Origin of the sequence: Pantoea anthophila, assembly GCF_026104315.1 — a bacterium.
Taxonomy (GTDB): Bacteria; Pseudomonadota; Gammaproteobacteria; order Enterobacterales; family Enterobacteriaceae; genus Pantoea; species Pantoea anthophila.
The window spans coordinates 1,406,576-1,420,615 of the sequence record NZ_CP110473.1; the positions used below are offsets into that span (position 1 = coordinate 1,406,576).

Annotated in this window: 11 protein-coding genes; all 11 read left to right on the forward strand. The window is 50.3% G+C overall.

The window, feature by feature from the left end; translation table 11 throughout:
• The first annotated feature begins 66 nt into the window (after nt 1-66).
• The 11 genes from OJ965_RS09050 (at nt 67) to OJ965_RS09100 (ending at nt 14,036) form a co-directional block, all read left to right on the forward strand.
• A complete protein-coding gene (locus tag OJ965_RS09050) occupies nt 67-819 on the forward strand; it encodes a glycosyltransferase family 2 protein (protein ID WP_046102193.1) in 753 nt (250 codons plus the stop codon).
• A 46-nt stretch (nt 820-865) separates the two neighbouring features.
• The gene (locus OJ965_RS09055) at nt 866-1,900 is read left to right on the forward strand and encodes a glycosyltransferase (RefSeq protein WP_009089262.1); all 1,035 of its coding nucleotides are present in this window, start codon (nt 866-868) and stop codon (nt 1,898-1,900) included.
• An 82-nt stretch (nt 1,901-1,982) separates the two neighbouring features.
• A complete protein-coding gene (locus tag OJ965_RS09060) occupies nt 1,983-4,199 on the forward strand; it encodes a phage tailspike protein (RefSeq protein ID WP_009089264.1) in 2,217 nt (738 codons plus the stop codon).
• Nucleotides 4,200-4,356: 157 nt separating this feature from the next.
• Nucleotides 4,357-5,619: a colanic acid biosynthesis pyruvyl transferase WcaK gene (gene wcaK, locus OJ965_RS09065; RefSeq protein WP_033736181.1), complete on the forward strand. Its 1,263-nt coding sequence runs from the start codon at nt 4,357-4,359 to the stop codon at nt 5,617-5,619.
• A 4-nt stretch (nt 5,620-5,623) separates the two neighbouring features.
• Complete coding sequence (locus OJ965_RS09070; RefSeq protein WP_009089267.1) at nt 5,624-6,847, forward strand: glycosyltransferase; 1,224 nt, start codon at nt 5,624-5,626, stop codon at nt 6,845-6,847.
• A complete protein-coding gene (locus tag OJ965_RS09075) occupies nt 6,844-8,184 on the forward strand; it encodes a lipopolysaccharide biosynthesis protein (protein ID WP_009089269.1) in 1,341 nt (446 codons plus the stop codon). Before OJ965_RS09070 ends, OJ965_RS09075 begins: the two co-directional genes overlap by 4 nt.
• Nucleotides 8,185-8,462: 278 nt before the next feature.
• A complete protein-coding gene (gene galF / locus OJ965_RS09080) occupies nt 8,463-9,365 on the forward strand; it encodes a UTP--glucose-1-phosphate uridylyltransferase GalF (RefSeq protein WP_009089271.1) in 903 nt (300 codons plus the stop codon).
• 42 nt (nt 9,366-9,407) lie between these two features.
• The gene (gene galE, locus OJ965_RS09085) at nt 9,408-10,421 is read left to right on the forward strand and encodes a UDP-glucose 4-epimerase GalE (protein WP_009089272.1); all 1,014 of its coding nucleotides are present in this window, start codon (nt 9,408-9,410) and stop codon (nt 10,419-10,421) included.
• A gap of 272 nt (nt 10,422-10,693) precedes the next feature.
• A complete protein-coding gene (locus OJ965_RS09090) occupies nt 10,694-11,806 on the forward strand; it encodes a glycosyltransferase family 4 protein (RefSeq protein WP_265138909.1) in 1,113 nt (370 codons plus the stop codon).
• Nucleotides 11,807-11,830: 24 nt separating this feature from the next.
• Nucleotides 11,831-12,643 (forward strand): ABC transporter permease, encoded by an 813-nt coding sequence (locus tag OJ965_RS09095; RefSeq protein ID WP_154927640.1) that lies wholly within the window; start codon nt 11,831-11,833, stop codon nt 12,641-12,643.
• Nucleotides 12,633-14,036: an ABC transporter ATP-binding protein gene (locus tag OJ965_RS09100; protein WP_265138911.1), complete on the forward strand. Its 1,404-nt coding sequence runs from the start codon at nt 12,633-12,635 to the stop codon at nt 14,034-14,036. The genes OJ965_RS09095 and OJ965_RS09100 overlap by 11 nt, the downstream gene beginning before the upstream one ends.
• The last annotated feature ends 4 nt before the right edge of the window (nt 14,037-14,040 follow it).

Sequence of the window (14,040 nt, forward strand, 5' to 3'; positions counted from 1 at the left end):
GCGGCGCGTCCCGCTCTGCTCCTGATATCAGGAGCCACTCTCTTTTCATTTAATTCAGGGTTGAAGATGAAGACTTCTGTTGGAACCGTTGGCATTGTGATGCCTATGTATAATGCCCGTCAGACGGTATTACGCGCCGTGCAATCGGTGATCAACCAGCACTATACCGACTGGCACCTCTATCTGGTCAACGATAAATCCACTGACGACTCGCTGGCGTTTGTGCGCGAGCACTGCCAGGACCCGCGCATCACCATTCTGGACAACGCGGTCAACATGGGCGCAGCAGAGACCCGCAACGTCGGGCTGCGTGCGGCCACGGAAGAGATCATCGCCTTCCTCGACAGTGATGATGAATGGCATGCGGATAAGCTGACTCAGCAGGTGGCCGCCATTGAGGCCGGTGATGATTTTGTCATTACCGAGTATCACTACAAAACCCGCAAGGCTGAGCACGACATCACCTACGGCAAACCTTATCTGCAGCAGGAAAATTTCGTGAAAAAGCAGTATCGCGTCTGCTTCTCTTCCGTCTGCTTCCGCCGCCCGCCTCAGGGACTCTTCTTCCAGCGCAAAGGGCACGAAGATTTCCTGTTTCTCTATGAGTTGTTCACCCGCTACAAGCAGGCACGCGTAATTCAGACGATTCTGGTCAACTATTACGAGTTAGGGGATTCCCTTTCACGTAACAAGAATAAAGCGGCCCAGTGGCACCTCGAATTATTAAGAATTATCTATAAAAACAATCCTTTAAAAATCTATTACTATTACGCCTGGTATATGGTGAATGGTGTGCTGTTTACCCTTAAGCATCGTTAAGCCCGTCGGCAGGATTGTCTTTAAAATTTGAGGTGGATAGCGTTTCATGAAAAAAATTGTCCTGGTGATCAAAGATGCTTACTCCTATGCGGGCACCGAGAACATCTGTAACTTTATGTCAGAATGTCTTGGCGAAACGCATGACGTCACCATCTACTCGCTGGAAGGCAGCGGAAAAACCTTCTACCCGTTTGAGCATGTCAAAGAGATTGTCAGCTTTGAAGGGCAGAGCAACCCCATCAAAAGCGCGGTTGCCCGAATCCATGAAGAGGGTTTCGATACCGTCTTCCTGATCAGCATGGGCCGCCTGAGCGTGATGTTCGCCTTCTGGAATCTGCTGCTGATGAAGAAGAAGCGTGGCAAAGCCTACGCCTGCGAACACATCGCCATTAACTCCTTCAGCAAACCGATTAAGTTCCTCAAGTTCCTGCTGCTGCGCTACTACGACCGCGTGATTGTTCTGACCGACAAAGATCATCAGGTGTTCAGCCGCTGGCGCATTCCCAGCATGCAAATCCCCAATCCGGTGGTTTACAAAGGCTATCAGCGCCAGACCCGCTCCCGTCAGGCGCTGGCCGTCGGACGTCTGGATAACCAGAAGGGGTTTGACCTGATGCTGGATATCTGGCGCGACTTTGCCAGAAAACACCCGGACTGGACGCTGGTGATTGCCGGTGATGGTGAACTGCGTCAGCAGCTACACGATCAGGCGGCAGTGCTGGGGATCACGGACAGCGTGAAGTTTGTCGGCAAGGTCAGCAACATCAATGACTACTATCGCGACAGCGACATGGCGCTGATGACTTCCCGCTATGAAGGATTACCGCTGGTGCTGCTGGAAGCGAAATCCTGGTCACTGCCGGTCGTCGCCTACGACTGCCCGACCGGGCCTCAGGAGATCATCAACCACGGCGAAGATGGTTTCCTGGTGCCCATGAATGACAAAGCCACGTTTCTGGCGCGAATGGAGCAGCTGGCGACAGATGATGCGCTGCTCTATGCCATGAGCGAAAAAACGAAACAGACCGCGCTGAAATTCGACGGTAATCAGATCAAAAAAAGCTGGCTGTCATTGGTTTAACCGGAGCTGGAAACGCTCACTTGCGACGTGCCTCAGGGACACCGCCATGGCCAATGGCCTTATTGACTACGGGAATTGATGCATGAAAAGAAGAGAAGTGTTACAGACCGCCGCCTCCGCTCTGGTGGGGGCTCTCTCCGTGAGCACCTTTTCCAGCTACGCTGCTAAAAGTAACGGCATTGCCCTGAAACCGGTTGATGCCACCGCCGTGCCGAAAGGAGACGTGCCGATCCTGACGCCGGAAAATGTCTACGCGATGCCACCGCAGTTCTGGCAGAGCTTTGAGGGTAAGCTCTGGATTGGTAAAGCCGGCGTGGATGCCAGCAAGCCTGGCAACCAGATTCCGGTCTTCCTGCGTGACGCCAGCGGTAAGGTCTCCGAGATTGCTCAGCCTATCGCGCTGAACAAGGGCAACTTTGCGCAGTTTATTCAGGATAATGCTGCGCTGATTGCCGATCCTTCGCATTCGATGACGGTAGAAGATAATAACGGGCAGACCCTGTTTAACATCGCGGATGTCAGTCGCCCGGGCGCCGCTGATTTCAGTCAGCGCCTGTCACAGCCAGCGGGTTATCAGCTGATTGGCGAGATCCCGTCCGTGGCGGAGTTACGCAAGACCCGTCCGCTGTTTGAAGGGGCCAAGATTAAACTCAAAAGCTGGCACGAGGGACGGGAAGTGGGCGGCGGCGAGTTCGTCGGCAGCTTCCAGCCCGCGCAGAATGATGGCGGCGTCAACTTTGCCGGTGACGGCTTTCACTGGCGTCGTGTGGTAGACGATTTCAACCGCCTGACGCTGTTTGATTTCGGTGCCATCGCCGATGGGAAAACCGATACGGCACCCGCCATTATGGCGATGTTCCAGTGGTCGCAGCAGGCGAACCAGCAGATCTGCGTTCAGTTCCCGGCCGGGACCTTTATGGTCTCCGCCTGCAACCTGGGCGACAAGTATCTCAACTTCTTCCGCATGTCCGGTGCGATGGTCAACTTTGGTTACTTCCCGGCGACCACCCTCGTTTCCGATGGTAAGTCAGAGTTCGTCTTCCAGATGAATGCCCGCCGGGTTGAGCTTTCCAACCTGATCTTCAACGGCAACAGCGATAAGAGTCCGAACCAGCAGGGCTTTTTCCATAACATCTGCCCGGGCGGACAATATTTCCGGGGTGCCTGCCTGCGCTTTAACGCCGTCGGCGGTACCGCGATCAGCCTGCAGGATACCCTCGATTGTAAAATCGACCAGTGGTATGCCTCCCGCTGCAGCGGCGACGTCATCAAATCGGGCTGGTCAGGACAAAAGCAGGGCAAATGGGACCACAGCACCGCTATCGAGCTGTCGAACTTCAACGCGCAGTACTGCCGTGGGGGCAAAGTCCTCAACCTGCCGCGCTGCGGTCAGTCGATTATCCACAACGGCTGGATTGAGCACTGTGACAACCCGGGCGATCTCTCCAACGGTCAGTGGATCGTTGATGCGCTGAGCCTGGAGGATTGTAAGAACCCGCTGATCGCCCATAACACGCGTCTGAATATGCGCCAGACCAGCCTGCAGTCGGGCAGCTGGATCGATAACTCGATGCAGGGCGATCGTCTGCTCAGCATCTGGGAGATGGGGTCGACCCGCGTTGAATCTTACGGCGTCGCGCTGGATGGCAGCCTGAAGTACAACTACATCACCTCGCGCTGGCGTCTGGAGAACAATACCAACCAGGAGACCTGGTTTGATCTCGGCAGCCTCTACTCACCCACGGTGGGCGACTCCTGGGAGATCGAAATCTTTGGTCAGGCGCAGTTCAGCAACGGCAGCGGCGACAAGCCCCTGATGAACCTGATCAGCGACAAAACCACCGGTGGCCGGGCCGTGATCCACGTGCAGCGCAAGAAAGATCTCTCTGAAGCGAGCTGGTCAGCCGAAGGCAGCAGCCCGGTCCTCGATGTGCGCTATGTCGCTGAACATGACACCGACGTTCGCCTCTTCGTCAAACTAGCGGGCTGGACGCCGTCGGCCGCGGTGCTGGTGAAAACCACCGGCAAGGATCGCTTTGTTACCGGTCGCTGTGCGCGCGTTAACGCGCGGATGGAGCCAGGCAATCCGCCGGCGGGTGATAAGACCAAACGCGCGCCGCAGCGCTTCAGTCTGCACAACGGTAAAGCGGGTGTCGGGGCCAACGAGCAGGGCGATCTGCTGATGGCGTCGCGTCCGCTCTCTGCCGACCAGGTCGATACCAGCAAGCCGGAAGGCTTTGTTTCCGTGGTCATCAACGGGAAACAGGTTGCCCTGCCTTACTTTGCCATTAAGTCATAACCCTTGCATGACGGCCGCCACAACGGAGGCGGCCGGTTTTAACAGGAGCGGTACCTTTGGGTGCGTTATCCCGTAAGCATTATTTTGAACAGAGCTCATTTTGCCCATGACGGATCCGGGCGGCTTACAGAATTAAAAAAATTTATTCGGAGTTGTTATGAAAATTTTATTGGTGGGTAACCATACGTGTGGGAATCGTGGGGATGGCGCGATTCTTCGTGGACTGATTGATTCAATGAAGTCTGCACGCAGTGATTTAGACATTGATGTGATTAGCCGTTATCCAACCAGCTCCGGTTATCTGCTCCAGCAGGATATTCAGCAGGATGCGCTGTTTCTGCATAACAGCAAGTCAGGCAAAGGTCTGGTCGGTTCGTTTAAGCGTAAAGTCGCGAACCGTCTGATGCCCGACATCATGATGGCGCACCTGGGCAAGGGCGGCGTCTTTAAGTCGTTTGCCGTGCCACCGCACCTCAAAGCCTTTACCGAAAGCCTGGCGAAATATGACGCCATTATTCAGGTTGGCGGGTCATTCTTCGTCGATCTCTATGGCGTCACCCAGTTTGACCACGCGCTTTGTGCGCTGATGGCGAAAAAGCCTATTTACCTGATTGGTCACTCGGTGGGTCCGTTCCAGAACCCGCGCGTCAATGCGCTGGCGAACTTTGTTTTTGATCGCGTTAACAGCCTGGTTCTGCGTGAGTCGGTCAGCCTCGATCTGATGAAACGTGATGGCGTGACCAGCTCGAAAGTCGCAGCCGGCGTCGACACCGCTTTCCTGGTGCGCGCGCGTGAAGTGGAAAATCCGAGCCATAACCTGCTTCACTGGCAGGGGATTATCAGCAGCCGTAAAACCATCGCCATCACCGTGCGCGAACTGGCGCCGTTTGATAAACGTCTGGGCGTCACACAGAAAGAGTATGAAGCAGCCTTTGGTCGGGTGATCAATGCGATGATCGCAGAAGGTTACCAGGTCGTGGCGTTCTCCACCTGTACCGGCATCGACAGCTATGCCAAAGATGACCGCATGGTGGCACTGACCCTGCGCGATCACGTGGAGCAGCCTGAGCATTACCATGTCATCATGGATGAGTTTAATGACCTGGAGCTGGGCATCCTGCTGAGCCACTGCCATCTGACCATCGGTACCCGCCTGCACTCGGCGATTATCTCCATGAACTTTGGCACCCCGGCCGTGGCGATCAACTATGAGCACAAATCGATGGGTGTGATGAACCAGCTGGGTCTGCCGCAGATGGCAACCGATGTGAAAAGCCTGATGGATGGCTCGCTGATCGACAAGGTGAAGAGTGTGCTTGCCGACTACGACAACATTAAGCTGAAGGTCAATACGGCCGTTGCGAATGAAAGGGAAATTGGCAACCGGATCACTGAAGAGATTCTCAAAGTATTAGGGTAATGTGATGAAACTGACTTTTTTCACCATGCGTTTCCCGGTTGCCTCTGAGACATTCGTTCTGAATCAGGTAACCCATTTTATTGATGCCGGTTACGAGGTGGAGATTATTTCAGTCTTTCCCGGCGATTTAGTGAACCGGCACGCCGCGTTTGATGAATATGGTCTGGCGGCGAAGACGCATTATCTGCTGCCGGAAGAGAAGATCTCAATTGTCGATAAGCTCAACCAGCGCATCAGGCTGGTGCTGCCGAACGTGACCAAACCGTCGCTGCTGCGTTCGCTGAACATGCGTCGTTATGGCGCGCAGTCCAGCAAGCTGCTGCTGCCGTCGATCGTGGCCAATGCGAAGCAGACGTTCACCGCGGATGTTTTCCTGGTGCATTTCGGCTATGCCGGTGCGCTGGCGAACAAGCTGCGTGAGCTGGGCGTACTGAAGGGCAAGCAGGCGACCGTGTTCCACGGTGCCGATATTTCCCGTCGTCACATTCTGGAAGAGCACAAGCTCGACTACGTCAACCTGTTCCGTCAGAGCGAACTGATGCTGCCAATCAGCCACCTGTGGGAAAACAAGTTGATTGAGATGGGCTGCCCGCCGGAAAAAATTCATGTGACACGCATGGGGATTGAGCCAGAGAAGTTTAACTTCCAGCCGCGTCAGGCATTTCACAAGCCGCTGCGTATCGTCTCGGTGGCGCGTCTGACCGAGAAGAAAGGACTGGATGTGGCGGTGAAAGCCAGCGCCATCCTGAAGCAGCGGGGCGGTCAGTTCCAGTACACCATCATCGGCAATGGCGATCAGGATGAGATGATGCGTGATTTCATCGCCCGCGAGGGAATGGAAGATTGCGTCAGTATGCCGGGCTTCAAACCGCAGGAGGAGATTCGTCGTGCGCTGAGCGAAGCGGACATCTTCCTGCTGCCCTCCAAAACTGCCGCCGATGGCGACATGGAAGGGATTCCGGTTGCGCTGATGGAGGCGATGGCGGTCGGCCTGCCGGTGGTCTCTACCTTCCACAGCGGTATTCCCGAACTGATTGAGAACAATGTCTCCGGCTGGCTGGTGGAAGAGGACGATCCCGAGGCGCTGGCAGAGACGCTGCTTAAGCTCTCTGAGGGCGAAGTGGATGTGGCCCCGGTGGTCGCTGCTGCGCGGCATAAAGTTGAGACGGAGTTCAATCAGCATATCGCCTATGGCGAACTGGCACAGATTCTGGAGCGACTGGTGTGAGTGGATTTAAGTCACAGGCGATTTGGCTGTTTGGCAGCACCTGCTTTTCTGCGGTGCTGCAGGTTGCACAGCTGAGCTTTCTCGCCCGCAAACTGGAAACCCACGAGCTGGGACTGCTGGCCATCATCAACGCCATTCTGGCGGTGGCGGGTGTCCTGCAGGATATGGGGATGAGCAGTTATCTGGTGCATCGCCAGAACATCACCCGCCGTGAGCAGAGCACCATCTACTGGGTTAACGTATCACTCAGTCTCTGCACCGGCCTGATCATGCTGCTGATCGCTTTCCCGGTGGCCTGGTTCTATCACCTGCCGGAGCTGACGGGGCTGATCATGCTGACCAGTCTCAACTTCCTCGTGCTGGGACATCTGTCGCAGTATCAGGCGCACTACATCAAGACCAAGCGGATGGTGTCGCTGGCGAAGATTGAGATGGGCACCAAGCTGTTTGCCTTCCTCTGTGTGGTGGCAATGCTGGAGTTCACTTCACTGACCGTAGCGGCAGCGATTCTCGGCCTGTTCATCAATGCCTTTACCCGTATCCTCTGCATGATTGCACTGGGTGAGAAGTCATGGCGCCCGACCTGGGAGTTCGACAAAGCGACCTTCTTCGGGGCGATTCGCTACGGCAGCTACCAGCTTGGCTCCCAGACCATTAACCAGTTGCGCACCCAGGCGGATGCGCTGGTGGTCGGTAAGGTGATGGGCGCTGAGATGCTGGGTGTCTACTCGCTGGCAAAAGAGCTGGTGCTGCAACCGCTGAAGCTGGTGACGCCGGTCATCAACCGTCTGGCGCTGCCGCGCTTTGCTGAGAAACAGCACGATGCCGAGCAGCTGAAAAAGCTGTTCCTCAAGGGCACGCTGGGGATCATGCTGTTCAGCAGTGCCATGTATCTGGTCATTGGCATCTTCTCGCCGGTGATCGTCCGTATACTTTATGGCGCATCTCACGAGCAGGTTTATCATCTGATCCCGCTGATGCTGCTGTTCGGTATGCTGCGGCCGATGGGGGGACTGACCGGTGCCATTTCGCAGGCTAACGGACGCACCAACGTCGAGTTCTACTGGAACATCGTGGCGAGTATCGTGGTGCTGGGCGTGCTGGCGACCACCTTTATCTGGCCTAATGTGCTCTATGTGGCGCTGACACTCTCCATCTCGCAGATCCTGATCTCGGCGCTGGCCCACCCGTTCTTTATCAAACCGGTGATTGGCATTCGCTTTATGCCCTATGCCCGCCAGTGGGTGGCGGTGTCGGTGGTCTTTGTCGGCCTGATGGTGCTGGTGAACCACTTCAATCTGTTCATCATGCCGGAGTGGTTTGAAGGCTGGCTGTAATCATCACACAGCGATATCAACGGGTGACCTAAGGGTCGCCCGTTTTCATTTATGGCTGGTCTCAGCCATGCAACGAACAGTGCTGCAGATCACAGTAGCAATCTGCGATTACTGATTGTCTTTACTCAGTTTATGGTATCGCGTGCAATGGGCAAAATGCCGAATTTCTAAGTTATGACAGAGAGTTACTGTCCGCTTTTCAGATAAAGATTATACTTGCTCTTCCGGCCGATCCTGCATAATCGACCCACATCTTCATTTTATTAAACGGAATAAATATGACCAAGCTTAAAGCAGTAATCCCGGTTGCGGGCCTCGGTATGCATATGCTCCCTGCGACTAAAGCCATTCCGAAAGAGATGCTGCCTGTCGTCGACAAACCGATGATCCAGTACATCGTTGACGAATGTGTTGCCGCAGGTATTAAAGAGATCGTGCTGGTCACGCATGCATCGAAAAATGCGGTCGAGAACCACTTCGATACCACTTATGAACTGGAAGCGCTGCTGGAAGCGCGTGTGAAGCGTCAGCTGTTGAGCGAAGTGCAGTCTATCTGTCCGCCAGGCGTAACTATCATGAACGTGCGTCAGGCACAGCCGCTGGGTCTGGGCCACTCGATTCTCTGCGCCCGTCCGATGATCGGTGATAATCCGTTTGTCGTGGTGCTGCCGGATGTGCTGCTGGATGATTCCACTGCTGACCACCTGCGTTATAATCTCGCGGCGATGGTTGCCCGTTTTGAAGAGACCGGCCACAGTCAGGTTCTGGCACAGCATATGCCTGCCTCCGACCTCTCTGAGTACTCTGTGATCACCACCGAAGAGCCGATCAACAACCCAGGTGATATCAGCCGTATCACCAACTTTGTTGAGAAGCCAGAGCATCCGGCTGAGCTGAACTCTGACCTGGCTGCGGTAGGACGCTATGTGCTTTCTGCTGACATCTGGGCTGAACTGGAGCGCACTGAACCTGGCGCCTGGGGCCGTATCCAGCTGACCGATGCGATCGCCAGCCTGAGCAAAAACAAACCTGTTGATGTTTCACTGCTGACCGGTCACAGCTTTGACTGCGGTCGCAAACTGGGTTACATGCAGGCGTTCGTCTCTTACGGACTGCGTAACAACGCCCAGGGCCGCGATTTCCGCGAAGCGATTCAGAACATCCTGGCAAAACAACAGTAATTATTTTGCCGCGCACTGCGCGGCAGCTTACAAGGAGTGCACATGGCTATTTTGGTAACGGGCGGGGCAGGCTATATCGGTTCCCATACCGTACTGGCGCTGCTGCAGCGCGGTGATGATGTAGTGGTGCTGGATAACCTCTGCAATGCCTCACGCGAAGCGATCAACCGCGTTGAAAAGCTGGCGGGGAAGAAAGCGACCTTCGTCGAAGGCGACATCCGTGACCGCGCCTGCCTGCGCGACCTGTTTGCCTCAAACAGCATTTCCGCCGTCATCCACTTCGCCGCGCTGAAAGCGGTCGGAGAGTCGACGCGTATGCCTCTGGAGTACTACGAGAACAACGTCGCGGGTACGGTAGTGCTGCTGGAAGAGATGCGCAATGCGGGCGTCTGGAACTTCATCTTCAGTTCGTCTGCCACCGTTTATGGCGCGGATGCACCGGTTCCCTATGTGGAAACAACCCCGATTGGCGGCACTACCAGTCCTTACGGCACTTCTAAGCTGATGATCGAATTCGTCATGCGCGACTTTGCTAAGGCAGAGCCGAAGTTTAAGGCGATTGCGCTGCGCTACTTCAACCCGGTTGGCGCGCATGAGTCAGGCGAAATCGGCGAAGACCCGACCGGCATCCCGAATAACCTGCTGCCTTACATCGCACAGGTCGCGATTGGTCGTCTGGAGAAGCTGGGTGTGTTTGGCGGAGACTACGATACGCCAGACGGCACCTGCCTGCGTGACTACATCCATGTGGTCGACCTGGCTGAAGGACACCTGAAGGCGCTGGACCATCTGAGCAAAGTTGAGGGCTACACCGCCTTTAACCTCGGCGGCGGCAAAGGCTTCTCGGTGCTGGAGATGATCAAGGCGTTTGAGCAGGCCTCCGGCAAAGCGATTCCGTTTGAGATTAAACCGCGTCGTGACGGCGACCTGCCTGCCTTCTGGGCAGATGCGTCCCTGGCGAACCGTGAGCTCGACTGGCGCGTAACACGCGGCATCGATGAAATGATGCGCGATACGTGGAACTGGCAGAGTAAGAACCCGGATGGGTTCCGGTAGTTGAAAAAAAGTACTTCAAAAAGCCTGTCTAGTGACAGGCTTTTTGCGTTTCTGAAACATCTTAACCTAATAATTTATCGCTTTAACCTGTTTATAGTCGATGTTAGGATTTAGAAAAAAAGCAATGTTATTATAGATATCCATTAAATGGGTTATAAACGGAGTTTTTGACTAAAATTTAAACACTTGTTTAAAGTGAGCGATTTGGTAGCTAGAGCCAAGGGCGGTAGCGTGGTCCAAAGCATTGATGAACTGAGGCTTTAATGAGAATAATGTATTTTGTAAACACGGCTTGGTATTTTGAGCTTCACTGGCTGGACCGTGTGAGCAAACTTTTAAATGATGGCTACGAAGTTCATCTGATAACCTGTTTTAGTGATAAAAATGTTAAGAAAAGGCTAGAGTCATTAGGTATTATTTGCTGGCATATAAATATAGATAGATTTTCAATAAATATATTATCTAACATAAAAGTTCTTGCTTCGTTTTATAGTCTGTTTAGCAAAATCAACCCAGATATTATTCACACTATTACAATTAAGCCCAACATTATTGGTGGGTTAGTTGCAAGATTTAGATCCACCGCTCAAATAATAAGTATTGTTGGTTTGGGTAGGGTTTTCCAAAAGGATAACTTACTTAAAAACATAGCAACATGGCTCTATAAAATAGTTATCTACAAAAATAAAAATGTACAGCTAATATTTGAGCATGAGTCGGATAAGCATGTTCTGGAGAATATGGTTCATGTTAACCAGTATAATCTGAACGTCATTGATGGTGCTGGAATTGACATAGTCAAGTTCTCATATACTCCAGAGAAGCAATGTAGCAATATCAAAGTACTTTTTGCCAGTAGATTACTTAAAGCCAAGGGCCTGGAAATACTGATAGAAAGCATAAGAACGTTAAGAAAAGAAGATGTAGATATTACTCTATATGTTGCGGGGATTGTTGATGAAAAGGATCCCGATAGAATCCCGTTAGAAAGAATAGAAGAATGGCAAAACGAAGGTCTTCTTGAATGGTTAGGAATGAGAAGTGATGTTGAAGTTCTTCTGAAAGATTGCAATATTATGGTTTTGCCTACTAAATATGCAGAGGGTATACCCAGGATTATATTAGAAGCATGTTCAGTTGGCAGGGCTTGCATCGTTGGGAATATGCCTGGATGCAGAACTATAATTGATAATGGTGTAAATGGTATTATCCTTCAGGAACATTCTGTTGATGAATTAAGTACAAGCCTAAAATTATTATGCGAAAACTCTGAATTAAGAAGCGCTTTTGGAGTTCTTTCTTCGGAAATAATAAAAAAACGGTTTTCAAAGGACATTATCGTCAAAAAAACGATTGAAGTTTACAAAAAATGTAATATGCAATGATCTTAACGATTAACAGGAACGAAAATGTTATCTGCTATTAAAAATATGCTTAAAAGCTTTCAACATAACAGAGGGCTCATATGGCAAATGTCTAAAAGAGAAGTGATGGGTAGGTACAAGGGATCATTTTTTGGGCTTGCCTGGTCACTCTTTAATCCTTTAATGATGCTCATTGTATATACTTTTGTTTTTTCAGTGGTGTTTAAGACGAGATGGGGGAGCGATCCTAATGCTGGAAAAACTGATTTTGCAATCGTTCTATTCATAGGACTAATAATTTTTAATCTGTTTTCAGAATGTATCGGAAGGGCTCCTGGGTTAATAACTTCAAACGTAAACTATGTCAAAAAAGTCGTTTTCCCACTTGAGATCTTAATATTCATAAATTTTTTTGCTGCTATGTTTCATGCTTTAATAAGCTTTTTTGTGCTTCTGTTAGCAATAATAGTATTTAAGCAGCATGTACATCTAACGATACTTCTTTTGCCTATAATTGTTTTACCGTTAATGTTAGCTATTTTGGGCTTAAGCTGGATTTTGTCAGCTTTGGGTGTTTTTGTAAGAGATATTGCTCAGACTATCGGCATTATTATAAGTGTCCTTATGTTTATGTCACCCGTGTTTTATCCTATTTCAGCACTGCCACAAGCATTCCAAAAAATAATAATGCTAAACCCACTGGCATTTATGATTGAGGAAGCACGCAAAGTTGTTTTCTGGGGTGTTGCCCCTAATTGGTGGATGTTAATGATTAATTTAATCATTGGTGGAATCATTTGTGTTGTGGGATACACGTTTTTTCAAAAAGTAAGAAAAGGGTTTGCTGATGTCCTCTAACGAAAATGCTATTGTTGTCGATAATGTCAGTAAATGTTATCAAATTTACGATAATCCAAGGGATCGTCTTAAGCAGTTTGTTTTCCCGAAAGTTGATAGCCTTATAGGGCGAGAAAGTAAACGTTTTTATAATGAATTCTGGGCTCTTAAAGATATTAATTTTGAGATTAAGAAGGGAGAGTCAGCCGGAATAATCGGTCGCAATGGTTCAGGTAAAAGCACTTTATTACAAATTATAACTGGCACCTTAACGCCTACCTCAGGAAGTATTTCAACACAAGGGCGAATTGCTGCCCTACTAGAATTAGGATCTGGTTTTAATCCTGAGTTTACTGGCAGAGAAAATATTTATCTTAATGGTGCGGTTCTTGGACTTTCAAAAACCGATATTGATAATAAGTTTGATGCCATAGCTGGTTTTGCTGATATCGGTTCGCACCTGGAACAACCCGTAAAAACCTATTCAAGCGGGATGATGGTAAGGCTGGCATTTGCAGTGCAGGTACAATTAGAACCTGACATTCTTATTGTGGATGAGGCTTTAGCAGTCGGTGATGCTCTATTCCAAAAACGTTGTTTCCGGCAAATTGAAAAACTAACCAGTAACGGAGTAACCTTACTTTTTGTTTCTCATGATCAGGAGTCCGTTAGAACTTTAACAAACAAGTCTGTTTTGCTAGATCGCGGCAAGCAATTAATGACAGGTTTGTCATCAGAAGTCCTGCTGGAATATAGAAGGTTGCTTCATGATGAAGAAAATAAGTTTTATTCAAATCTTGCGAGTGACATTTCTGAAAGAGCGAAATCAGAAGAAGCGCCTAAAATTGTAAATGAAAATGGGATTCAGGAAGAATCGGTTGTTTTGAGTGAGAGTGATAAAAAATCAGAAACGCTCCGTTCAGATAAATTATCTTTTGGTGAGGGCGAAGCTACCATTGATGGTGTCGAGCTATTTAATTCCAATAAAGAATTAAGTAATGTATTTAATCCTGGTGAAAAAATAACTATAAGGGTGCATTTTTCTGTACACCAGCCAACCGATAAGTTAAATGTGGGTGTACGCATCAGAAATAAAGAAGGCGTGAAAATTTATTCTTGGGGAACTTTAAATCAGGATATGCATAAAATAAGCTCTGGTGTTAAAGAAGGACTGTTCTGGAATAAAAAATTTATAAAAGGTGATAAAGGCTTTGTAGATCTTGAATTTGACTGCACCTTAGGTAGTAATTTATATGAAATACAGGCATCTGTATCATATGAAGAAACTCCTGACTATTTTTCACAACGCATACTGCACTGGCGTGATGATGCTGCGTTTTTTCACGTTCATGTGCTAAGAGATATTTACTTTTTTGGCGGTCTTACTGATCTAAAGATGATTGCGAAGTGGTGATGAA

Coding starts and splice junctions, on each gene's coding strand:
- OJ965_RS09100 (WP_265138911.1), top strand. CDS start 12,633: ATGTCCTCTAACGAAAATGCTATTGTTGTCGATAATGTCAGTAAATGT.
- galF (WP_009089271.1), top strand. CDS start 8,463: ATGACCAAGCTTAAAGCAGTAATCCCGGTTGCGGGCCTCGGTATGCAT.
- OJ965_RS09050 (WP_046102193.1), top strand. CDS start 67: ATGAAGACTTCTGTTGGAACCGTTGGCATTGTGATGCCTATGTATAAT.
- wcaK (WP_033736181.1), top strand. CDS start 4,357: ATGAAAATTTTATTGGTGGGTAACCATACGTGTGGGAATCGTGGGGAT.
- galE (WP_009089272.1), top strand. CDS start 9,408: ATGGCTATTTTGGTAACGGGCGGGGCAGGCTATATCGGTTCCCATACC.
- OJ965_RS09095 (WP_154927640.1), top strand. CDS start 11,831: ATGTTATCTGCTATTAAAAATATGCTTAAAAGCTTTCAACATAACAGA.
- OJ965_RS09090 (WP_265138909.1), top strand. CDS start 10,694: ATGTATTTTGTAAACACGGCTTGGTATTTTGAGCTTCACTGGCTGGAC.
- OJ965_RS09060 (WP_009089264.1), top strand. CDS start 1,983: ATGAAAAGAAGAGAAGTGTTACAGACCGCCGCCTCCGCTCTGGTGGGG.
- OJ965_RS09070 (WP_009089267.1), top strand. CDS start 5,624: ATGAAACTGACTTTTTTCACCATGCGTTTCCCGGTTGCCTCTGAGACA.
- OJ965_RS09055 (WP_009089262.1), top strand. CDS start 866: ATGAAAAAAATTGTCCTGGTGATCAAAGATGCTTACTCCTATGCGGGC.